Genomic DNA, 22,630 nt, shown 5'->3' on the forward strand with positions numbered 1-22,630 from the left:
GCCGCAGGCGGTGGTCTACGCCCTGCAGGCGCCCCTGGTCGCCAGCCTGTTGCTCGCGCTGGGAGCCCCGGCGGTGGCGCGCCGGTGCCCGCCCCGGGCCGCCACGGTGGTGCTCGCCGCGTGCGCCGTCGGCTGCGCCCTGACCACCGCGCTGGTGCTGCTGCTGCACCTGGTCGTGCTGGTCGCCCAGCTGCCCGCGGTCGCCGCCCGGGCCGCGTACGACGCGGGCCGCCTCGCCCACCACGTGCCGGTGCCGCAGCAGGCCTCGCTGGTGGCCGTGGCCGTGCTGCTGGCCGGTGCGCTGCGCGCCGCTGCGCTGCACCGGCGCCGCGCGCTGGCCCTGCGGGCGGCTGACGACCTGTGCGCCCGCCTGGGCGGGCGGGTCGGGGGCGTCGTGGTCGTCGACGACGGCGCGGAGGCCTTCGCCCTGCCCAGCCGGGGAGGACGCGTCGTGGTGTCCCGGGCCCTGCTGGAGGCCCTGCCCGGTGAGGAGCAGGCGGCCCTGCTGGCCCACGAGCGCGCCCACCTGCACGACCACCACGACCTCCTGCGCGCCGCCACCGCGTGGTCGGCCGCGCTCGACCCCCTGCTGGCGGGCCTTCCCGCGGCGGTGCGGTACGCCAGCGAGCGGTGGGCCGACGAGGCCGCCGCTGCGGCGCTCGGTGGTGACCGCCCGCTCGTGGCGCGCGCGGTGGCCCGCGCCGGGCTGGTGCGCACGGCGCTCGAGGGCAGGGCGGCGTGGGGCAGCGTCGCCCTGGCCGGCGGCGAGGGCGACGTCGTCCGCCGCGTGCGGGCGCTGCTGGCGCGCCGGCCCTCCAGCGGCCGTCCGCTGCTGGCCGCCGGGGCGCTGTGCCTGGCGCTGCTGGTGGCCGCGGGCGGCCACGCCGTGGAGGACACCGCCGAGGTCCTCCAGCACGTGCGCAGCGGTGGCCAGGAGGCGGAGGGGCTGGCCTCGGTCCACCTCGTGCACCAGGCGGGTCACCGCGCCCTGGAGGAGCTCACCCCGTAGCCGTCACCCGTCCGGAGCAGCGGCCGCGCCGGTCGTGAAGGGCGTCACCCCCGATGTACTACTACGTTGCGAGTAGTAGATCGGGGGAGATGTCGTGCACCAGCTGTCACCGGCCGCCCGCCCGCGCCACCGCGCCCACCTCCGCGTGGTGCCGGTGCCGCCGCCGGGTCCGGGCGGCGCCGCGGGGAGCGGCTTCCGCGGCGACGTCGAGGGGCTGCGCGCCGTGGCGCTCGGCCTGGTCCTCTGCTTCCACGCGGGCGTCCCCGGTGCCGGCGGAGGGCGCCTGGGCGTGGACGTCTTCTTCGTCATCTCCGGCTTCCTCATCACCGGCCTGCTCGTGCGCGAGGTCGAGCGCACCGGGAGCGTCCGCCTGGCCGCGTTCTACGCCCGCCGGGCGCGCCGGATCCTGCCCGCGGCCGTCGTCGTCCTCGTGGTCGCGCTGGCGACCACGGGGGCGCTGGCGCCGCAGCTGCTCGCCAGCACCGGTCGTGACGGCTTGGCCGCGGCGCTGCAGGTGGCGAACTGGCGCTCCGGACTGGCCGACCCCGTCCAGCTGTCGGGCGAGGCCGAGGCCAGCCCCCTGCTGCACTACTGGTCGCTGGCGGTGGAAGAGCAGTTCTACCTGCTGTGGCCGCCGCTGGTGCTCCTGGCGCTGGCCGCGGCGCGGCGCCGGGGGAGCTCTGTCCGGCGGGCCGTGGCGGTGGCCGCCGGCGCCGTGGTCGCGGTGTCGCTGGCCTGCTCGGTGCTGCTGACGCCCGTCTGGCCCGCGCTGGCCTACCTGGCCACCCCCACGCGCGCCTGGCAGCTGGCCACCGGCGCGCTGCTGGCGCTGGCCACGCCCCGCCTGCTGCGGCTCGCGGCGGGTGGCCGCGGTGGCGCGCTGCGGCGCTGGGCGCCGGCCGCGGGCTGGGGGGCGCTGCTGGTGGTGCTGACGAGCGCTGCCTGGACCGGCGGCGTGGCCTACCCCGGCTGGGCGGCCCTCGTGCCGACCCTGGCCACCGCGGCGGTCGTCGCCGCGGGCACCCCGGGACTGGGCGGCGAGCGCCGCGGCGCGGGCCGGCTGCTGGCGTGGCGGCCGGTGCGCTGGGCCGGGCGCGCGTCCTACTCCTGGTACCTGTGGCACGTGCCCGTGGTCTTCGCCGGCCAGGCGCTCGGCCTGTCGGGCTGGCCGGCGCTGCTGGCGCTCGAGCTCCTCGTGGCCGGGCCGCTGGCCGCGCTGACCCTCGCGGTGGTCGAGCAGCCGTTCCGCACGTCCGCGCGCTTCGCGGGCCCGGTGCGCGGGCTGGTGCTCGGCGCGGCGGCCACGGCCGTCGCCGTCGGCGCCTCGGTCGCCGCGGTGCTCCTCGCCTGACGCCGCCGCGGCGGGGCAGGGCGCGGAGCCCCGGAGGACCTGCTGGCGCCTTCTGAGGACCTGCTCGAGCGGGCGACGGGAATCGAACCCGCGTAGCCAGTTTGGAAGACTGGGGCTCTACCATTGAGCTACGCCCGCACCACCGCCGGTCACCACCCCGCGAGACGGGGCCGTGGACGGCGGCGCGGGCACGAGCGTAGCGGCACGGCGCGCGGCCCCGGGCGCGTAGCCTTCACACCGTCCGCTGGGCACGGGGTGTGGCGCAGCCAGGTAGCGCGTCCGCTTTGGGAGCGGAAGGCCCCCGGTTCGAATCCGGGTACCCCGACGAGCGGCGATATGGTGGCCGGCAGTGCCCGGCGCGGTCCGGTGCTGCCCGCGCGAGGCCCGCACCAGCCGGCCACCAGCGCTCCGGACGCCCGCTGGACCGCACCGCTGGACCGCCCGACCACCTGAAGACCTGGAGAACCCCTGCTGTGAAGAGCGACGTCGAGACCCTCAACCCGACGCGGGTCAAGCTCACCGTCGAGGTGCCCTTCGCCGAGCTGAAGCCGAGCCTCGACAAGGCCTACAGGTCGATCGCCGGTCAGGTCTCGGTGCCCGGGTTCCGCCGCGGCAAGGTGCCGCCGCGCGTCATCGACCAGCGCTTCGGCCGCGGCGTGGTCATCCAGGAGGCCGTCAACGACGCCCTGCCCGGCTTCTACCAGCAGGCCGTGCAGGAGAGCGCGGTGCGCCCGCTGGGCCAGCCCGACGTCGAGATCACCGAGGTCCCGGGCGGGGAGGGCGCCGACGCCGGTGAGCTGAAGTTCACCGCCGAGGTCGACGTCCGCCCGAGCATCGACCTGCCCGACTTCTCCACCATCTCCGTCACCGTCGACGACGTCGAGGTCACCGACGCCGACGTCGAGGCCAAGCTGGAGGAGCTGCGCGTCCGCTTCGGCACCCTCGTGCCCGTCGAGCGCGCCGTCCAGACCGAGGACTCGGTCACCCTGGACCTCACCGCCTCCATCGACGGCGAGCAGGTCGACTCCGCCGAGGGCATCACCTACGTCGTGGGGCGCGGCACGATGCTCGAGGGCATCGACGACGCGCTCGAGGGCGCGTCGGTGGACGAGGAGCGCTCCTTCACGACGACCCTGGCCGGTGGCGAGCACGCCGGCGAGGCGGCTGAGGTCACCGTCGTCGTGCGCTCGGTCAAGGTCCGCGAGCTGCCCGAGCTCGACGACGACTTCGCCCAGCTGGCCAGCGAGTTCGAGACCGTCGAGGAGCTGCGCGCCGACCTGCGCTCCAAGGCCGAGGACGAGGCGGTGTTCCGCCAGGGCGTGCAGGCCCGCGACAAGGTGCTCGAGGCGCTGCTCGAGCAGGTCGAGGTCCCCGTGCCCGACGGCGTGGTCGAGGACGAGGTGCACCGCCACCTCGAGAACGAGTCCCGCCTGGAGGACGACGAGCACCGCGCCGAGGTGACCGAGGAGACCCGCCGCGTGCTGCGCACGCAGTTCCTCCTGGACGCCGTCGCCGAGCAGGAGCAGGTCAGCGTCGCCCAGCAGGAGCTGGTCGAGTACATCGTCGCCCAGGCCCCCGCCTACGGCATGGACCCGAACTCCTTCGCGCAGGCCATGGACCAGGCCGGCCAGGTGCCGGCGCTGGTGCAGGAGGTCGCCCGCCGCAAGGCGCTGGCCTCGGTCCTGGAGAAGGCGACCGTCACCGACGCCTCCGGCAACCCGGTCGACCTCGGTGACGACGAGGACGAGGACGCCGAGGGCGAGGCCGCTGAGGGCCAGGTCGCCGAGGGCGCTGCCGACGCCGAGGCGCCCGCCGCGGAGGAGAAGCCCAAGCGCACCCGGGCCAAGAAGCCGGCCGCCGACGCCGCCGGCTCCGAGGAGGGCGCTGCCGACGCCGAGGCGCCCGCCGCGGAGGACAAGCCCAAGCGCACCCGGGCCAAGAAGCCGGCCGCTGGCTCGGAGGAGGCCGCCGAGGGCTCCGAGAGCGTCGAGGCGCCCGCCGCGGAGGACAAGCCCAAGCGCACGCGCAAGCCGAAGGCCGAGGCCGCCGAGGCCGCTGGCTCCGAGGAGGCCGCCGAGGGCTCCGAGGGCGCCGGCTCGCAGAGCTGACCGCGCGCTGACCGCGCTCCGCCCCGGCGGAGCCGCCACCACCTCTCGCACGGGCGCAGGGTGGCCCTGGTCCCGTCCCACGGGACCGGGGCCACCCTGCGCCCGTCTGGGACGGCGCCGCAGCCGCCCAGCGGCGGCCCGCCGGTGGCGTGCGCTCGTGGCGAACAGGGGCGCAGACCGGGACTGCCCCGTCCGCGCCCGGCGCTAGGGTCGACAGGGTCGCCAACCCGTCACCGGGGGCGACCACGACGGTGGCCGGAGCCTTCCGGCCCAGACGGATGGAGAGCGACTCCCGTGAGCGATTCCCGGCCGCGCGGACCCCAGGCTGCCGACGTGACGGCCCGCAGCCAGCCCTCGTCCCCCATGGGGCTCGACGAGCACATCTACCAGCGCCTGCTGCGCGAGCGGATCATCTGGCTGGGCTCGGAGGTCCGCGACGACAACGCCAACGCCATCTGCGCGCAGCTCATGCTGCTGGCCGCCGAGGACCCCGACCGCGACATCTGGCTGTACATCAACAGCCCCGGCGGCTCGGTGACCGCGGGCATGGCGATCTACGACACCATGCAGTACGTCAAGCCCGACGTCGCCACGGTGGCGATGGGCCTGGCCGCCTCCATGGGGCAGTTCCTGCTGGCCAGCGGCGCCAAGGGCAAGCGCTACGCCACCCCGCACGCGCGGATCATGATGCACCAGCCCTCGGGCGGCATCGGCGGCACCGCGTCCGACATCGCCATCCAGGCCGAGCTGATCCTCAACATGAAGCGCACGCTGTCCCAGCTCACCGCTGAGCAGACCGGTCAGACGATCGAGCAGATCAACAAGGACAACGACCGCGACCGCTGGTTCACGGCCGCTGAGGCCAAGGAGTACGGCTTCATCGACCACGTCATCCGCAGCGCCGCCGACGTGCCGGAGGGCGGCGGCACCGACTCGCCCGCCTCCGGCTCGGCTGCGGCCTGAGCACGCGAGCAGAGTCAGGAGCCAGCAGATGAGCAACCCCACCTTCCCGCACGGCGCGCCGTCCTCCCGCTACGTCCTCCCGCAGTTCGAGGAGCGCACGGCGTACGGCTTCAAGCGCCAGGACCCCTACACGCGCCTCTTCGAGGACCGCGTGATCTTCCTCGGGGTGCAGGTCGACGACGCCTCCGCGGACGACGTCATGGCCCAGCTCCTCGTCCTGGAGGCGCAGGACCCCGACCGCGACATCACGCTGTACATCAACAGCCCCGGCGGCTCGATGACGGCGCTGACCGCGATCTACGACACGATGCAGTACATCCGCCCCGACATCCAGACCGTCTGCCTGGGGCAGGCGGCCTCGGCGGCGGCGGTCCTGCTGGCCGCGGGCAGTCCCGGCAAGCGCCTCGCGCTGCCCAACGCCCGTGTGCTGATCCACCAGCCGGCCAGCCCCGGCGGCGACTACGGCCAGGCCTCCGACATCGAGATCCAGGCCGCTGAGGTGCTGCGCATGCGCTCCTGGCTGGAGACGACGCTGGCCAAGCACACCGGCCGCAGCGCCGAGCAGATCAAGGTCGACATCGAGCGCGACAAGATCCTCACCGCCGACCAGGCCAGGGACTACGGGCTGGTCGACCAGGTCCTGGAGAGCCGCAAGGCCTCAGCGCTGACCTCCGCGTGAGGTCGCGGGCGGTGCCCGGTCGCAGCGTCTGCGGACGCGCCGCCGGGCACCGCCCGCAACTCCGCTCGTCCCGCTGACAGAGAGTCGTCAGTGGTGTTCCATGGACCCATCCGCGCGGTCGCGCGGGACTACTCGAGGAGGCCCCCCACGTGGCACGGATTGGCGATGGCGCGGACCTGCTCAAGTGCTCGTTCTGCGGGAAGAGCCAGAAGCAGGTCAAGAAGCTCATCGCGGGCCCCGGGGTCTACATCTGCGACGAGTGCATCGACCTCTGCAACGAGATCATCGAGGAGGAGCTCGCCGAGGCCAGCGAGCTCGGCCTGGTCGAGCTGCCCAAGCCGCGGGAGATCTTCAGCTTCCTCGAGCAGTACATCATCGGCCAGGACGACGCCAAGCGGGCGCTGAGCGTGGCCGTCTACAACCACTACAAGCGCATCCAGGCCTCCGACCCGGCCAAGAAGGTCGAGGAGCCGGTCGACATCGCCAAGTCGAACATCCTGCTCATCGGCCCCACGGGCTGCGGCAAGACGTACCTGGCGCAGACGCTGGCGAAGATGCTCAACGTGCCGTTCGCCATCGCCGACGCCACGGCCCTCACCGAGGCGGGCTACGTCGGCGAGGACGTCGAGAACATCCTGCTCAAGCTCATCCAGGCCGCTGACTACGACGTCAAGAAGGCCGAGACGGGCATCATCTACATCGACGAGGTCGACAAGATCGCCCGCAAGAGCGAGAACCCGTCGATCACCCGCGACGTCTCCGGCGAGGGCGTGCAGCAGGCGCTGCTGAAGATCCTCGAGGGGACGACGGCGTCGGTGCCGCCGCAGGGCGGCCGCAAGCACCCCCACCAGGAGTTCATCCAGATCGACACGACGAACGTGCTGTTCATCGTGGGCGGGGCCTTCGCCGGCCTCGAGGAGATGATCTCCGGGCGGATGGGCAAGAAGGGCATCGGCTTCGGGGCCCCGCTGCACGCGGCCTCCGACCTGCCGAGCATGTTCGGCAAGGTCATGCCCGAGGACCTGCTGAAGTTCGGGCTGATCCCCGAGTTCATCGGCCGCCTGCCCGTCATCACCACGGTGCGCGAGCTCGACGCCGAGGCCCTGGTCCGCATCCTCACCGAGCCGCGCAACGCGCTGGTCAAGCAGTACCAGCGGATGTTCGAGATCGACGGCGTGGAGCTGGAGTTCTCCGACGAGGCGCTCGTCGCCGTCGCCGAGCAGGCCATCCTGCGCGGCACCGGCGCCCGCGGCCTGCGCGCGATCATGGAGGAGGTCCTCCTCCCGGTGATGTTCGACCTGCCCAGCCGCGACGACGTCGCCCGCGTGGTGGTCGACCGCGACGTCGTGCTCAAGAACGTCAACCCCACGCTGGTGCCCAAGGACAAGGCCTCCGAGGCCCGCAAGCGCGAGCGCCGCGAGAAGTCCGCCTGACCCCGCAGCGGGTGCCGCACCCGCCCAAGCTGCCGGAGAGCGCACCAGCTCGGACCGTGGACGCTGTGCTCCGGTGTGGAGACCCACACCGGAGCACAGCGTCCACGGTCATCTGGACACCTCGGCTGCTCGTCGGCCCACAGGTCCTGTTGTGGCCAGTGCTGTCCACAGGCCGGAGGGCGGCTCGCCCCCTCCGCCGCGCTCCCTCACCACGCTCGCCGACGTGCGTCCCTCACTGGTCCCCACGGCGCTCGCTCAGCTCGGCGGAGTGGCCACGTGGTCGGACCTGAGCGGTGCGACCAGCTCGGGCGCGGTGGCGCGCGCTGTGGCGTCCGGAGCCGTGGTGCAGGCACTGCCCCGGGTGCTGCTGCTGCCCGAGCTCCTCGCAGACGCGGACGCGCGTGACCTGGCGGCCCTCCTGCACGCCGGTCCACCCGCTCAGCTCAGCCACCTGAGCGCCCTGCGCCGGTGGGGACTGCCGCTCCCGCCCGCTCGACCAGACGATCCGGTGCACGTCGTCGTCGCGGCCGCCCGCCGCCGACGGGCGGGAGGCGAGCACCCCGTGGCGGTGCAGGTCCACCGGACGCGGACGGGGTCACCGGGGCGGCGGAGAGACGGCATGCCCGTGGTCTCGCTGGAGAGGGCCGTCGTGGAGAGCTGGCCGCTGCTGACCGGGGCGGACCAGCGAGCGCCGGCCATCGTGGCGGTGCGGCGCCGGACGACCACGGCGGCTCGCGTGCGCGAGGAGCTCGCGCGGCACCCGCGCCTGCCCGGACGCGCTGGGCTGGAGGCCCTGCTGGCGAAGATCGACGCGGGGAGCCGCAGCGAGCTCGAGCTGTGGGGCTACGAGCACGTGTTCACAGGGCAGACCTTGGCCGACCTCGAGCGGCAGGTCACGGTCGTGGTGGGCGGGACGACCTTCGTGCTCGACTGCTTCGACCGGCGGGCGATGCTCGCCGTCGAGCTGGACGGCCGCCAGTACCACGACGGCCCGTGGCAGCGGGAGCGCGACCTGGCACGCGACGCGGCCGTCGCGGAGCTGGGCATCCTCACGGTGCGCTACGCGCACCGCCGGCTCACGAGGGAGCCAGCGGTCTGCCGCGACCAGCTGCTGCGCCTCGTCGCCGTGCGGCGCCAGCAGCTCGGCACCTGATCACGGGGCGACCGTGGACGCTGTGCTCCGGTGTGAGCCTCCACACCGGAGCACAGCGCCCACGGTCGGGCGCCAGGGGGTCGGCGTCAGGCGGTGGGGGCCGGGGGCGCGAGCTCCACGTCGGTCACAGCGATCGCCTCGGCGCCGCCGCTCGCGCCCGCGTCCGCGGTGATGCGCAGGTCGCGCACGCGCCCGGCGGCGGCGAGGTCGGCAGCCCCGGCCTGCAGCAGCGGGACGAGCGCCGCGGGCGCCGACACGGTGGCCGTCACGACCTCGGTGCGCATCGACGCCTTCGCCTCGCTCTTGGCCTTGCGGACCCCGGCCAGCGCACGCCCGACGGCGGGCAGCAGGGCCGGGTCGGCGCCGGCCGCCACCTCGTCGAGGGGCTCGGGCGTCGGCCACGCGGCGGTGTGGACCGAGCCCTCCTCGGCGCGCCACCAGCTCCAGACCTCCTCGGTGGCGAAGGGCAGGAACGGCGCGAACAGCCGCAGCATGACGTCGAGCGAGCGGGCCAGCGTCGCCCGCGCCGACGCGGCGGCGGCTTCGCCCTGCGCGCCGTAGGCGCGGTCCTTGACCAGCTCGACGTAGTCGTCGCAGAAGGTCCAGAAGAAGGCCTCGGCCGCCTGCAGCGCGGCGGTGTGCTCGTAGCGCTCCAGCGCGTCGGTCGCCGTCCGCACCACGGAGGCCAGCCCGGCCAGCACCGAGGCGTCGATCGCCTCCGTGACCGGCGCGCTCGGGTTGGTGGCGCCCATCGAGAGGGCGAACTTGGAGACGTTGAGCAGCTTGAGCGCCAGGCGGCGCCCGATCTTCATCTGCCCGACCTCGAAAGCGGCGTCGGTGCCCAGGCGCGCGGAGGCGGCCCAGTAGCGGACGCCGTCGGCGCCGTGCTCCTCCAGCAGGCCCAGGGGCGTGACGACGTTGCCCTTGGACTTGCTCATCTTCTTGCGGTCGGGGTCGAGGATCCAGCCGCTGATGGCCGCGTCGGACCACGGCAGCGAGGCGTGCTCGTGGTGCGCGCGCACGACGGTGGAGAACAGCCAGGTCCTGATGATGTCCTGCCCCTGCGGGCGCAGGTCGTAGGGGAAGACGGCGGAGAACAGCTCCGGGTCGCGCTCCCAGCCGCCCGCGATCTGCGGGGTCAGCGACGAGGTGGCCCAGGTGTCGAAGACGTCGGTCTCCCCGACGAAGCCGCCGGCCGCCCCCCGCTGGGACTCGTCGAAGCCGGGCGGGACGTCGGTGGACGGGTCGACGGGCAGCGACGCCTCGTCCGGCACGAGGACGTCCTCGTAGGAGACCTCCCCGGACTCGCCGACGCGGTACCAGACCGGGATCGGCACGCCGAAGAAGCGCTGGCGGGAGACCAGCCAGTCACCCGTGAGCCCGCCGACCCAGTTCTCGTAGCGCACGCGCATGAAGTCGGGGTGGAAGCCGAGCTCCTTCCCCCGCGCCAGCAGCTGCTCGCGCAGGTCCTCGAAGCCGGCGGCGGAGCGGCCGCCGTTGCGCAGGTACCACTGGCGCGAGGTGACGATCTCGAGCGGCTTGTCGCCCTTCTCGAAGAAGTTGGCCTTGCGCTGCGTGGGCTTGGGCTCGGCCTGGAGCGCGCCGGACTCGCGCAGCGCCTCGACGACGGCGACCCGCGCCGAGTGCGTCGTCTTGCCCGCCAGCGCCTCGTAGGCCGACGCGCCCGCGCCGCTCAGCCACGCGGGCACCTCGCGCACCAGGCGGCCGTCGCGGGCGACGACGGGACGGGTCGGCAGGTCGAGGTCGCGCCACCAGGTGACGTCGGTGAGGTCGCCGAAGGTGCAGCACATCGCGATGCCCGCGCCCTTGTCGGGCTCGGCGGCGGGGTGCGCGAGCACCGGCAGCTCCACCCCGAAGACGGGGGAGACTACGGTGGTGCCGAACAGCGCCTGGTAGCGCTCGTCGTCGGGGTGGGCGATGAGCGCCACGCACGCCGGGAGCAGCTCGGGGCGGGTGGTCTCGATGACCACCTCGCCGCTGCCGTCCGCCTTGGCGAAGGCGACCTCGTGGTAGGCGCCGGGGTAGTCGCGGGCCTCCAGCTCGGCCTGGGCGACGGCGGTCTGGAACGTCACGTCCCACAGGCCCGGCGCCTGCGCCTGGTAGGCGGTGCCGCGGGCGAGGTCGCGCAGGAACATCCGCTGCGAGGCGGCTCGGGCGGGCCCGCCGATGGTCGAGTACGTCAGCGACCAGTCGACCGACAGGCCGAGGCGGCGCCACAGCGCCTCGAACTCCTTCTCGTCCTCGGCGGTCAGCTGCTCGCACAGCGCCACGAAGGTGCGCCGCGAGACGGGCACCTGGTCGGCGGCCTTGACCGAGCCCGCGTCACCGGCGTGCGGCGGGGTGAAGCCCTCGCCCTCGTAGGGCAAGGACGGGTCGCACCGGACGCCGTAGTAGTTCTGCACGCGCCGCTCGGTGGGCAGGCCGTTGTCGTCCCACCCCATCGGGTAGAAGACCGTGCGCCCGCGCATCCGCTGGAACCGGGCGACGACGTCGGTGTGCGTGTAGCTGAACACGTGCCCCACGTGCAGCGAGCCCGACACCGTGGGAGGCGGGGTGTCGACGGCGTAGACGCCTCCCGGCGCGCGCAGCGCGGCCTCGCGGGCGAAGGCGTAGGTGCCGCGCTCGGTCCACGCGGCGTCCCACGCCTGCTCGAGGCCCTCCAGGGCCGGGCGGTCGGGCACCGAGGGGGCGGCCTGGGAGGTGGGGCGGTCAGTCACGGACACGCCGTCATCCTCCCAGACCTGGCCGCTCGCCGTGCTCGCCGCAGCTTCCTCAACGGGTGACGAGGGGGACCACCGCGCCGCCCGTCAGCTCCTTCCGGTAGAGGTCACGCAGCCCGTTGGTGTCCGAGGTGACGAGCGGCTGGACGGTCACCACGACAGCGCTGCCGTCCGAGGGCAGCGTGACGCGGCCGTACTCCGCAGGGGAGATCGCTCCCTTGGGACCGGTCACCGCGGAGCCGGACGCGTTGGCGGTGACCAGGCGCAGGGAGGCGACGGACGGCAGGTCGCCCGAGGCGGTGGACAGGTCTCGCAGCAGGACGTCAGTGCGCCCGTTGGTGTCACCCGGGGTCTGAGGTGAAGCAGTGGAGAAGGCCGCCCACCGGCCCGTGCCGTCGAGGGCGACCTGGTGCTCCCAGGTGCCGGTCTGCCCGTTGCCCAGCGCGACGAGCCTGTCCCTCACGACGTCCTTGACGTACGCGAGCCCCGTGCTCCCCGACGCGGTGGGCGTGGTGGAGAGGAGTTTCGCGGCGCTGACGAACACCACGCGGTTGCCGTCGTCGCTGACCGCCACGTCACCGGTGTCGCGGTAGGTGCCCACCTCGACGGTGCGCCCGTTGGTGGTGGTGGAGGAGACGACGAGGGCAGCCCCCCGCTCTCCGGCGCTGAGGTCCTTCCGGTAGAGCACCAGCGGGCCGGTCGAGCTGGTGGCCGTGAAGAACGCGTAGCGCCCGTCCCTGCTCATCGCGAGCGCGGGCCCGGTGGCCGTGCGCGGCAGGTTGCCGCCTCCGGTCGCCGTCGACACCCGGGTCACGGCTCCGGTGCCCAGGTCCTTGGCGAAGACGTCGACCGCCTTGTTGGTGTCACCAGCCACCAGGTCGGCTCGCGCCGAGTAGAAGAGGACGCGCCCCCCGTCCCCGGAGACCGCGACCGACGGGCTCGTCGCGTACACGCTCGATCCGGTCTGGAGGACGGTCCCCGCCACGGAGGCGCTCACCGCGCCCGTGGGAGGCACGCTGACGAGCTGCCAGCTCGCTGCCGGCCGGCTCAGGTCCGCCCGGTAGACGTCGGCCAGGCGGTTGGTGTCCGACGGCACGAGAGCCGCTGTCGTGGACAGCACGACGAGCGTGCCGGAGTCGCTGATGGCGACGTCGCTCGCGTTGGTGGGGTCGCTGGCACCGGTCGCCGAGGCGGCCAGCGGAGCGATCCGCCGAGCCGGTGTGCGGCCCGTGGTGTCCACCCGGTACAGCTCCGAGGCGCTGTTCGTGTCGGTGGGCTCTAGCCGGGCCGAGGTGGCGACCACGACGAAGCGTCCGTCGCGGGAGGCGGCCAGGGCGCCGCTCTGCCCAGCGCCGCCGGTGGGCGTGCCGCTGGCCAGCGGCGTCGTGCTGACAGCGGCGGACGCGGCAGAGCGGTTCCCGCTGGTGTCGACGGCGACGACGGTGAGCACCACCGGGATGCTGTCCACCAGACCCGTGACGGTGGCGCTGGTCTCCGGAGCCGTGGTGGTGGCGGCAGTCCTCCCGTCGCTGTGCAGCACGAGGTAGGAGGCGATGTCGGTGTCCGCGGGGGCCGTCCACCGGAGCGTGGCCCGGCCGTCGCCCGGCACGGCGGTCACCGCCGACGGGGCGGCCGGCGCGAGGGTGTCGCGCGGGGTGGCCGTCACCGCGGTCGAGGGCGCGGACTCGTTCTGCGCGGCGTCGACGGCGACGACGGTGTAGGCGTAGGCCCTGCCGTTGACCAGGCCGGTGTCGGCCCAGCTCGTCCCCGGCGCGCTCACGGTGGCGACCTGGCTGCCGTCGCGCAGGACCCTGTGGCTGGCCACGTCCTGGTCGGACGGAGCGGCCCACTCGAGGACCACGCGCTGGTCCTCGGCGACGGCCACCACACCCGTGGGCGCCCCCGGAGCGGTGGTGTCCGCGGGGGTGGCGGTCCCTCCGGGTGAGCGGTCGGACTCGTTGTCGTGGGCGTCGACAGCGCTGACCTCGTACCTGTAGGAGACGCCGTTGGCGAGTCCTCGGTCGGTCCAGACGTCGGTGGGCGCGTCGAGGGAGGCCACCAGCTGGCCGTCGCGGTAGACCCGGTGCCCCGCGAGGTCGCCCTCCGAGCCCACCGTCCAGCGCACGACGACCTCCTCGTCACCTGGGGTGCTGCTCACCCCTGTCGGCGGGGCCGGAGGCGTCAGGTCGGTGGGGGTGGCGCTGACGGCGGGGTCGGTCGGCAGAGAGCTGTTGCCGCGGTCGTCGACGGCGATGAGCCGGTAGGCGTAGGTGCGGCCGTTCACCACGTCGCTGTCGGAGTAGGCGGCGGTCGGCCCGGGGACCACGGCGATCTCGGCCCCGTCCCTCAGGACGCGGTAGGCGGCGAGGTCGGCCTCGGTGTTCGGCGTCCACGACACGCTGACGGTGCCGTCGCCCCCCGCGGCGCTCAACCCGCTGGGGGCAGCCGGCGGCGTGGAGTCCACCGGGGCGGCGGTGCCGCCGGTGGAGCGCGCCGACTCGTTGCCGTCCGCGTCCACGGCGCTGACCTCGTAGGCGTGGATCTGGCCGTTGGTCGCGGAGGTGTCGGTGAAGGAGGTCGCGGGAGCGGCCACCTCGGCGAGCAGCACGCCGTCGCGGTAGACGCGGTAGGACGCCAGATCGGGTTCGGTGCCCGCGTCCCAGCCCAGCGTGACCGAGCCGTCCCCGGCAGCGCTCGTCACGCCCGACGGGGGCGCCGGCGGCGCGGTGTCGGCGGGGGTCGCGGTCACCGGTGCCGATGCGGCGCTGGCGTTCCCGGCGGTGTCCACGGCGACGAGCCGGTACGTGCTGGCGCCGCCGTTGACGAGGCCGGTGTCGGTGTAGGTGGTCGTCGGGTGCGCGACCACCGCGACCTGCGTCCCGTCGCGGTAGACGCGGTAGCTGGCCACGTCGGGCTCGGTGCCCAGGGTCCAGGTCAGGACGACCTGGCCGTCCCCGGGCACGGCGGCGAGGCCGTTCGGGGCGTCCGGGGCCGTGGTGTCGGCCGGCGTCGCCGTGGCGGTCGCCGTCGGCGGGCTCTCGTTGCCGTGGGCGTCCACGGCCGAGACGGCGTAGCCGCGCGCCTGGCCGTTCACCAGCCCGAGGTCGGTCCAGCCGGTCACGGGAGCCGTGACCGTGGTCAGCAGCGCGCCGTCCCGGTAGACGCGGTAGGAGGCCAGGTCCGCCTCGGTGACCGCCGCCCACGCCAGCTCCACGCGGCCGTCCCCGGGGGTCGCCGTCAGAGCCGTCGGGGCTGCGGGCGCGGTGAGGTCGGTGGGCGTCGCGGCGACGGTCGCGGTCGGCGCGCTGCGGTTGCCGTGGGTGTCGACGGCGCGCAGGGAGTACTCGTAGCGGCGGTCGTTCGTCAGCGCGATGTCGGTGTAGGTGGTGGCCGGCGCGGGAAGGGTCGCCACGACCGCGCCGTCCCGGTGCACCTCGTAGGAGGCCAGGTCGGCCTCGCCGTTCGCGGTCCAGGTCAGGGTGACGAGCCCGTCACCGCGGGCGGCGGCGAGGTCCGCGGGCACCGCGGGGGCGGTGAGGTCCGTCGGCGTCGCCGTGACAGCGGGGTCGCTGGCCGGCGAGCCGTTGCCGGCCGCGTCCACGGCGACCAGGCGGTAGGCGTAGGCGCGGTCGTTGGTCAGCCCGGTGTCGGTGTAGGTGGTGGCGGGAGCGGTCAGGGTGGCCACGACGGCGCCGTCGCGCAGGACGCGGTAGGAGGCGAGGTCGGCCTCGGTGACGGCGGTCCAGCTCAGGACGACCCGCCCGTCCCCGCGCGCGGCCACCAGGCCGGTGGGGGCGGCGGGGGGCGTGAAGTCCCGCGGGGTGGCGCTGACGGGGGGCGCCGTGGCGGCCGAGGCGTTGCCGCGGGTGTCCACCGCGACGAGCGCGTAGGCGTAGGCGGTGCCGTTGGTGACCGCGCCGTCGTCGTAGGTGGTGGCCGGTGCGGTGACGGTGGCGATCACGGCGCCGTCCCGCAGCACCCGGTAGGAGGCCAGGTCGGCCTCGCTGCTCGGGGTCCAGGAGAGGCTGACCACGCCGTCGCCGGCCACGGCGGAGGGGCGCGCTGGCACGGCCGGCGGGGTGAGGTCGGTCGGTGTGGCGACCACCGGCGCGGAGGCGGCGGAGGTGTTGCCGGCGGTGTCACGGGCGCCCAGCGTGTAGCTGTAGGTCCTGTCGTTGACCAGACCGGTGTCGGTGACGCTCGTGGCGCCGGCGCCGATCACGGCGCCGGGCACCCGCACGCCGTCGCGGACGAGGTCGTACCCCGCCAGGTCGCTCTCGGTGTTCCCGGTCCACGTGAGCACCACCTGGCCGTCGCCGGCGGTGGCGGCCAGACCCATCGGCACGGCGGGCGGCGTGAGGTCGGTGGGGGTCGCCGACACGGCGGGGGAGGAGGCGGCGCTGGCGTTGCCGCGCGCGTCGACGGCGGCCAGCGCGTAGCTGTAGCTGCGGTCGTTGACCAGGCCCGTGTCGGTGTAGCCGGTGGCCGGGGCCGTGACGGTGGCCACGACGGCGCCGTCGCGCAGCACCCGGTAGGAGGCCAGGTCGGACTCGCCGTTCGCGGTCCAGGACAGCACCACGCGCCCGTCACCGCGGGTGGCGGTCAGCCCGGTGGGGACCGCGGGCGGGGTGAGGTCGGTGGGGGTGGCGCTCACCGCGGGCGCCGACTCCGCCGAGCGGTTGCCCGAGGTGTCCAGAGCGGACACGGAGTACTGGTAGGTGCGGTCGTTGACCAGGCCCGTGTCGGTGTACCCGGTGGTCGGCGCGGTGACCGTGGCCACCGGCGTGCCGTCGCGCAGCAGGCGGTAGGAGGCGACGTCGTACTCGGGGCTCGCGGCCCAGGTCAGCGTGACGCGGCCGTCACCGCGGACCGCGGTCACCCCCGTGGGGGCGGCCGGGGCCACGGTGTCGTGGGGGACCGCGGTGGCCGCGGCGGAGTCGGCGGAGGTGTGGCCGGTGGAGGAGTACACCGCCCGGGTGGTCCACGTGTAGGAGCGGCCGTTGACCAGGCCGGTGTCGGTCCAGGTGCGGGTGGGCGAGCTGACCGTGGCGACAGGAGCCCCGTCCCGGCGCACCTCGTAGGAGCTCACGGTCGAGTCGGCCGGGGCCGACCACGAGAGCGCGGCCTGCCGGTCGCCGACGGTGGCGGTGAGCCCGGTCGGCGGCAGGGTGGTCGGCGTGACCAGCACCGTGGCCGGCGTCTGGCTCGTGTAGGGCCCCTGCGCGCCGATGCCGATGAGGCCGGCGTTGTAGGTGACGGTGCGGACCTCGACCGTGTACTGGGTGCCGTTGGTGACCGGGGAGATGCTCGCGGTCAGCGCCGTGGTCTCCGCCATGGTCACCTTCGACCCCCCGGCTGGGGTGTAGGCGACGACGTAGCCGCGGATGTTCGCCTCTGCCGGTGCTGTCCAGGACAGGGCGATCCGGGCGTCGAGCGGTGCCGGCTGCGCCACGGCCGGCGCCGCCGGGTCCGTGAAGGACACCGGCGCGGCGTCCAGCCGCCGGGGCGCGGGGCCCCCGGGGCCGCCGGTGATCAGCACCGCCAGGACGGCACCCACGGCCACCAGCGGCGCGAGGGCCCCGCGCAGGCCGCTCCGGCGACCGTGCGCGGGCCGTGCTCCGCCCAGCCGCATGCGTGCTCCCGTCCGTCAGAGCTGTCCGTCGGACGTGCAGGTGCCCGCCTCCCCGGTGCCGTCGGCGCGCCGGAGGGGCACCTTGAGGCTGGAGGGGCCGCCGTCCCCGGTCGGCCCAGCGCGACCGGTCCGGGCCGCTGTGGTGGGATCGGCCCGTGGGTGAGCAGCGGGCAGTGGTGACGGGTGCCAGCTCGGGGATCGGTGCCGCCACCGTCCGGCGCCTGCGCGCCGAGGGCTTCGAGGTGCTCGCGGTGGCCCGGCGCGCCGACCGGCTCCAGGCCCTCGCCGCCGAGACCGGCTGCTCCGCCCTCACCGCCGACCTCACCGACCAGGCCGACGTCGACGCCCTGCGCGCCGCCGTCGAGGACCGCTTCGGCGGTGACCTCACCGCGCTGGTCAACAACGCCGGCGGCGCCTTCGGCACCGACACCGTCGAGGGCGCCAAGGCGGAGGACTGGCAGCGGATGTTCGACGTCAACGTCCTGGCCACCCTGCGCACCACCCAGGCGCTGCTGCCGGCGCTGCGCGCCGGGCGCGGCGGCGACGTGCTCGTCATGAGCTCCACCGCGGCGCGCATCGTCTACGAGGGCGGAGGCGGGTACACCGCCGCCAAGCACGCGGAGTCGGCCATCGCCGAGACGCTGCGCCTGGAGCTGGCCGGCGACCCCGTCCGCGTGCTCGAGGTGGCCCCGGGCATGGTCAGGACGGAGGAGTTCTCCCTCAACCGCACCGGCGGTGACGCCGCGCGCGCCGAGGCCGTCTACGCCGGCGTGCGCGAGCCCCTGGTCGCCGAGGACGTCGCCGACTGCGTCGCCTGGATGCTCACCCGCCCGCGCCACGTCAACGTCGACCTGCTGGTGGTGCGCCCGCTGGCGCAGGCCGCCCAGCACAAGGTGGTCCGCGAGCAGGACTAGGACGACGACGGGCCGCGTCCGGACGGCCGCACGGCCGGAAGAGGCCGGTCAGCGCCCGGGCGCGTCAGCGGTCGGCTAAGTCCCGGCGGTCGGCGAAGGCCTCCAGCACCCGGCGCCCCGCGTCAGCGGTGCGCCGGCACGCCTCACCCGCGCCGTCGGCGACGACCGCGTCGGAGAGCACCTCGGTGGCCACCGTCGCCGGCGGCCGGGAGGCCGACCCGTCGAGGGCGGGCGCGAGCGCCTCCAGCCAGGCGAGCAGGTCCACCACGCCCTCGCCGGGCAGCTGGCGGTGGTGGCGGCCCTCCTCGCGCAGGTCGGCCATCGGCTCGGGCAGCGCGTCGCACAGCTGCACCGAGACCACCAGGCCGTCGTCGGCGGCGGCCGCGACCTCCTCCAGCGACCCGCCCGAGCGGTGCCAGTGCCACGCGTCGAGGATCAGCCCGGAGTTGGGGGCGCCGACGTCCTCCACCAGCGCGCGGGCGGCGGCCAGCGTGCGCAGCTCGGCGTAGGGCATGAACTCCACGCCGATGCGCAGCCCGTGGCGCGCGGCGCGGGTGCACAGCCGCTCGAAGCCGCGGCGCACGACGTCGTCGGGCACGACGTCGAACAGGCCCACGTTGATCTGCTGCGCCCCGGTGAGGTCGGCCAGGTGCAGGAGGATGTCCTCCTCCAGGCGGGTGCCGCGCACGTCGGCCTCGGTCCACCAGTCGCGCAGGAACTCCAGCTCCACCACCTCCAGCCCCGCGCGGGAGAGGTAGCCGCGGATGTCGTCCTCGGCGATGCCGCTGCGGCGGGCGCTGAGGTAGTCCGCGGCTCCCAGGCCGATGCCGGCGTACCCGGCCGAGGCCGCGGCGCGCACGCGCTGCGCGAAACCGGTGGTCTTCAGGGTGAGCGCTGACAGGTGCAGCGGGGGGACGCGGACTGGTGCGGACGGCTGGGTCTGGATCATGGTGGGTACTCCGAGCGGTCGACGAGACCTGGCGCGCTGTCCTTCCGACCGTAGGGTTGGCCGCTGACCGAGGGGGGCGCGGATGAGCAGGTCGGAGGCTGATGGGGTGAGCGGCGGGGAGTTCGTCGCCCTGACGGCGCAAGGGGTGTCCCAGCACGTCGTCACCCGGGTCCGGCACGTCGCCGCCGCCCTCCCGCAGGCGCTAGCGCTGGACGACGGGGTCGTCCGGCTCGACTACGCCGAGCTGGAGCGCCGCGCGGCGGCGCTGTCCTCGAGGATCGCGGCCGCCGCGCCGGGCGGTGAGCCGGTGGCGGTCCTCCTCAGCCACGGCTCCACCGCGGGCGTGGCGGTGCTGGCAGTGCTGGGCACGGGCGCGCCCGTCGTCGTCCTGGACCCCACCACGCCGGTGGAGCGGCTGCGCCACTACGTCGAGCAGTCCGGCGCCTCCACGGTGGTCACCGACGCCTCGCGCGCCGCCGACGCCGCCGAGCTGTGCCCCCGGGTCGTGCGCACCGACCGCGCCCTGGTGGCCCTCGCGCAGGACGACGCCGCGGTGGCGCCCGACTGCTCCTGGCCGCTGGCCGACGACCAGCTCGACAGCCGCGCCCCGGTCGTCATCGTCTACACCTCCGGCTCCACCGGGCGCCCCAAGGGCGTGGTGGCGCACTCGGAGTCGGTCCTGCACGACGCCACCACCAACGGCCGGGGCTGCTACGGACCCGGCGCGGTGATCGGCAACCTGCTGCCGATGGCGTTCAGCGCCGGCATCGGCCTGCTGCTGGCCGGCATGGCCACCGGGTCCGCCCAGGCCCTGTTCGACCCCCGCACCCGTGCCGTCTCCGAGCTGCCGGGCTGGCTGCTGCAGGCCGGGGTCACGGTGCTCGCCGCCAGCCCGGCCATCCTGCGCGGGGCCGTGGCGGCGCTCGCCCCCGGTGAGCAGCTGGGTCGCCTCGCCGCGGTCACGACGGCGGGCGAGACGATCCACGCCGCCGAGATGCAGCGCCTGCGCACCGCGCTGGGACCCGGCTGCACCGTGCACAACCGCTACGGCTCCTCCGAGACCTGGCTCATCGCCGAGCACGTCATCACCCCCGGCGACCCGGGGCCGACCGGCGCCGTGCCGGTCGGGCTGCCGGTCGAGGGCGTCTCGCTGCGGGTGGTCGACGAGGCCGGACGGCGCCACGCCACCGGCACCGGCCGCCTGGAGGTCACCTCGCGCTGGCTCACGGACGGCTACTGGCGCGCACCCGAGGCGACCGCGGCGGTCTTCACCGCCGGCGCCGACGGCTCCACCTCCTACCTCACCAGCGACACCGCCACCATCGCCGCCGACGGCGTGGTGCGGCTGCTGGGGCGGGTCGACCACAGCGTCAAGATCCGCGGGCACCTCGTGGAGCCCGGCGAGGTCGACGCGGTGCTGCACGCCCTCCCGGAGGTGCGCGAGGCCGTGGTCGTCGGCGTGGTGCCCGGCGAGGAGGGCGGCCGCTCGCGGCTGGTGGCCTACGTGGTGCCCGAGGCGGCCTCGCTGCAGGTGCCCCAGCTGCGGCGCGCGGTGCGCGCGGCACTGCCGGCGTTCATGGTCCCCGAGCAGGTCGTGCTGCTGGAGCGGCTGCCGCGCACCGAGCGCGGCAAGCTGGACAGGTCCGCCCTGCCCCCGCCGCCGGCGGTGGAGGTCGGCGGGGTCCCGCCGCGCACCGACTGGGAGCGCGTGGTGGCGGCCTTCGTGGCGCGCGCGCTGGACCTGGACGCCGTCGGCGCCCACGACGACTTCTTCGAGCTCGGGGGTGACTCCCTGGCGGCCGAGGCGCTGCTGGCCGCCATGGGCTCCTCCCTCGACGTCCCCTCCGAGGTCCTCACCACGAGCCTCATCGCCGAGAACCCCACGGTGGCCGAGCTGGCCGAGGCGCTGCGCCGCCGGCGCCGCTCCGGGCGCGACGCCGCGGTGGTCACCTTCAACGGCGGCGGCTCGCGCCGCCCGCTGTTCGTCGTCGCCGGGGCCGGCGGCGTCGCGCTGGCCTTCCGGCGCCTCGCCGAGCGGCTGGGCGGCGACCAGCCCCTCATCGCGCTGCAGGCCCGCGGCCTGGAAGGTGGTGGGCGCCCGGAGTGGTCGGTGCGCAGCCGCGCCCGCCACCACCTGGCGCAGCTGCGGCAGGTGCAGCCGCACGGCCCCTACCGCCTGGCCGGTCACTCCCTGGGCGCGCTGGTCGCCCTCGACCTCGCCCAGCAGCTGCGCGACGCCGGCGAGGAGGTCGAGTCCCTCATCGTGATCGACTCCTTCCCGCCCGACCCGGCGCTGGCGCCGCCGGCCCTGGAGGGCCCCCTGCCGCAGCGCGCCAAGACCCTGGCCTCGATCCTCCTGACCGGCGTCGTGCAGAGCCGCGGCATGGGCCACTACGACAGGTTCCACCTGCAGGGCAAGCTGCTGCAGCGGCGCTACCGCACCCGGCCGTGGGAGGGGCGGGCCCTGGTGCTGGTGGCCGCCGACGACCCCGACGCCGAGGCGCGCTCGCGCTGGGCGGAGCACCTGCGCGGCCCGTGGACGATGCACCGCACCGGCGGTGACCACACCGGCGTGCTGCAGGAGCCGCACGTCGGGCCGCTGGCCGAGCTGGTCAGGGACGAGCTCGACGCCCTGGAGCGCCGCGGCAGCGGCGCCGGGCACCGCTCGGTCGGAGCCGCCTGACGCCGTCGTCCTCCCCGTGCTGCGAGCGCCGGGAGGACGACGGCGGTCAGCGGGGCGCCCGGAAGGTCGCCGCGATGTCGGCTCCGCCCTGCCCGGCGTCCACGGCCGCGGCGAAGCGTCGCTGCACGGCCTCGGCCACCGCCAGCTCCACGCCGGCCCCGCGCGCGGCCTCGACGATGAGCCGGGTGTCCTTGGCCGCACCGGCCAGCGGGAACGCCGGCTCGTCGAGGGCGTCCTCGAGCATCGCCGCGCCCTTGACCTGCACGTAGGGCGAGTCCATGGCGCCGCCGCGCACCGCCTTGAGCACCAGGTGCGGGTCGACCCCGAGGGCGCGCGCCAGCACGAGGGACTCCGCCACCGACTCCACGAGGCTGGCGACGAGGCTGTTGCACGCCAGCTTCAGGGCGCTGCCCGCGCCGACCTCGTCGGACTCCACGGTGCGGGCGCCGACGGCCTCCAGGACCGGGCGCGCGGTCTCGCGGGCCGCCGCAGGGCCCGCGGCGAGCACGACGAGCTTCCCCTGCTCGGCGGGCCCCTTGGTGCCGAGCACCGGCGCGTCGAGCAGGGCCACGCCGTGCTCGCCGGCCCACGCGGCGACCCTGCGGGTGCCGTCGGGGCCGATGGTGCTGGTCTGGACGACGACGACGCCCTCGCGCAGCCCCGGCTCCGCCTGCGCGAGAACGTCGAGCACCGCGTCGGCGTCCATGAGCATGACGACCACCACGTCGGCGCCGCGCACAGCCTCGGCCGGGGAGTCGGCGACCGTCGCGACGTCGGCCAGCGGCTCGGCGCGCTCGCGGGTGCGGTTCCACACGGTCAGCGGAAGCCCGGCGCCCGCGATGTTCCGGGCCATCCCGGTGCCCATGATCCCCGTGCCAAGCAGCGCGACGGTCGGGCGGGCGGCGCCCTCGGCGGTGGTGCTGTCGGCGGTGGTGGTGGTCTGCTCGGTCACGTCCGCCACCCTCGCCCGCCGCCGTCGATCCCGCAGCCGGGCGCCCGGTTGCGGTCCCGAGGG

The 22,630-nt window shown here is 75.2% G+C and carries 13 protein-coding genes and 2 tRNA genes; 10 read left to right on the top strand and 5 right to left on the bottom strand.

What is annotated here, in order from left to right; translation table 11 throughout:
* Positions 1–10 precede the first annotated feature (10 nt).
* Positions 11–1,009, top strand: coding sequence for a M48 family metalloprotease (locus ACUN9U_RS16175; RefSeq protein WP_445486048.1), 999 nt, complete (start codon positions 11–13; stop codon positions 1,007–1,009).
* Positions 1,010–1,103: 94 nt separating this feature from the next.
* A complete protein-coding gene (locus tag ACUN9U_RS16180; RefSeq protein WP_445486049.1) occupies positions 1,104–2,360 on the top strand; it encodes an acyltransferase family protein in 1,257 nt (418 codons plus the stop codon).
* A 67-nt stretch (positions 2,361–2,427) separates the two neighbouring features.
* Here the strand turns inward: ACUN9U_RS16180 and ACUN9U_RS16185 are convergent.
* A tRNA-Gly gene (locus ACUN9U_RS16185) sits at positions 2,428–2,498 on the bottom strand.
* Positions 2,499–2,611: 113 nt separating this feature from the next.
* Between ACUN9U_RS16185 and ACUN9U_RS16190 the strand changes: the two genes are divergently transcribed.
* The 6 genes from ACUN9U_RS16190 (at position 2,612) to ACUN9U_RS16215 (ending at position 8,696) form a co-directional block, all read left to right on the top strand.
* A tRNA-Pro gene (locus tag ACUN9U_RS16190) sits at positions 2,612–2,685 on the top strand.
* Between the two features lie 148 nt (positions 2,686–2,833).
* Positions 2,834–4,468 (top strand): trigger factor, encoded by a 1,635-nt coding sequence (gene tig, locus ACUN9U_RS16195; RefSeq protein ID WP_445486050.1) that lies wholly within the window; start codon positions 2,834–2,836, stop codon positions 4,466–4,468.
* A gap of 363 nt (positions 4,469–4,831) precedes the next feature.
* Positions 4,832–5,431 (top strand): ATP-dependent Clp protease proteolytic subunit, encoded by a 600-nt coding sequence (locus tag ACUN9U_RS16200; RefSeq protein WP_445486078.1) that lies wholly within the window; start codon positions 4,832–4,834, stop codon positions 5,429–5,431.
* A gap of 28 nt (positions 5,432–5,459) precedes the next feature.
* Positions 5,460–6,110: an ATP-dependent Clp protease proteolytic subunit gene (locus ACUN9U_RS16205; RefSeq protein WP_445486051.1), complete on the top strand. Its 651-nt coding sequence runs from the start codon at positions 5,460–5,462 to the stop codon at positions 6,108–6,110.
* Between the two features lie 149 nt (positions 6,111–6,259).
* Positions 6,260–7,543 (top strand): ATP-dependent Clp protease ATP-binding subunit ClpX, encoded by a 1,284-nt coding sequence (gene clpX, locus ACUN9U_RS16210; protein WP_445486052.1) that lies wholly within the window; start codon positions 6,260–6,262, stop codon positions 7,541–7,543.
* Positions 7,544–8,162: 619 nt separating this feature from the next.
* Positions 8,163–8,696: a DUF559 domain-containing protein gene (locus tag ACUN9U_RS16215; RefSeq protein WP_445486053.1), complete on the top strand. Its 534-nt coding sequence runs from the start codon at positions 8,163–8,165 to the stop codon at positions 8,694–8,696.
* Between the two features lie 86 nt (positions 8,697–8,782).
* On the opposite strand, the gene valS is transcribed toward ACUN9U_RS16215, so the two are convergent.
* Positions 8,783–11,440, bottom strand: coding sequence for a valine--tRNA ligase (valS, locus tag ACUN9U_RS16220; protein WP_445486054.1), 2,658 nt, complete (start codon positions 11,438–11,440; stop codon positions 8,783–8,785).
* Between the two features lie 49 nt (positions 11,441–11,489).
* Entirely contained in the window at positions 11,490–17,000 is a 5,511-nt protein-coding gene (locus ACUN9U_RS16225) for a fibronectin type III domain-containing protein (protein ID WP_445486055.1), read from the bottom strand.
* A gap of 224 nt (positions 17,001–17,224) precedes the next feature.
* On the opposite strand from ACUN9U_RS16225, the gene ACUN9U_RS16230 reads away from it, so the two are divergent.
* Positions 17,225–17,983, top strand: a complete 759-nt coding sequence (locus tag ACUN9U_RS16230; RefSeq protein WP_445486056.1) for an SDR family oxidoreductase — start codon at positions 17,225–17,227, stop codon at positions 17,981–17,983.
* A 64-nt stretch (positions 17,984–18,047) separates the two neighbouring features.
* On the opposite strand, the gene ACUN9U_RS16235 is transcribed toward ACUN9U_RS16230, so the two are convergent.
* Entirely contained in the window at positions 18,048–18,932 is an 885-nt protein-coding gene (locus tag ACUN9U_RS16235) for a sugar phosphate isomerase/epimerase family protein (protein ID WP_445486057.1), read from the bottom strand.
* 106 nt (positions 18,933–19,038) lie between these two features.
* On the opposite strand from ACUN9U_RS16235, the gene ACUN9U_RS16240 reads away from it, so the two are divergent.
* On the top strand, positions 19,039–21,615 hold the full coding sequence (locus ACUN9U_RS16240) for an AMP-binding protein (RefSeq protein ID WP_445486058.1): 2,577 nt from the start codon (positions 19,039–19,041) through the stop codon (positions 21,613–21,615).
* A gap of 46 nt (positions 21,616–21,661) precedes the next feature.
* Here ACUN9U_RS16240 and ACUN9U_RS16245 read toward each other — a convergent pair whose 3' ends face one another.
* Positions 21,662–22,567 carry an NAD(P)-dependent oxidoreductase gene (locus ACUN9U_RS16245; protein ID WP_445486059.1) on the bottom strand — a complete coding sequence of 302 codons (906 nt, stop codon included), beginning with the start codon at positions 22,565–22,567 and terminating at the stop codon, positions 21,662–21,664.
* Positions 22,568–22,630: the final 63 nt, after the last annotated feature.

The sequence above is a fragment of the Quadrisphaera sp. KR29 genome (genome assembly GCF_052644995.1).

Bases quoted from the DNA above. Each gene is read 5' to 3' on its own strand.
- ACUN9U_RS16200 (WP_445486078.1), top strand. From the start codon at position 4,832: ATGGGGCTCGACGAGCACATCTACCAGCGCCTGCTGCGCGAGCGGATC.
- ACUN9U_RS16205 (WP_445486051.1), top strand. From the start codon at position 5,460: ATGAGCAACCCCACCTTCCCGCACGGCGCGCCGTCCTCCCGCTACGTC.
- ACUN9U_RS16215 (WP_445486053.1), top strand. From the start codon at position 8,163: ATGCCCGTGGTCTCGCTGGAGAGGGCCGTCGTGGAGAGCTGGCCGCTG.
- ACUN9U_RS16235 (WP_445486057.1), bottom strand. From the start codon at position 18,932: ATGATCCAGACCCAGCCGTCCGCACCAGTCCGCGTCCCCCCGCTGCAC.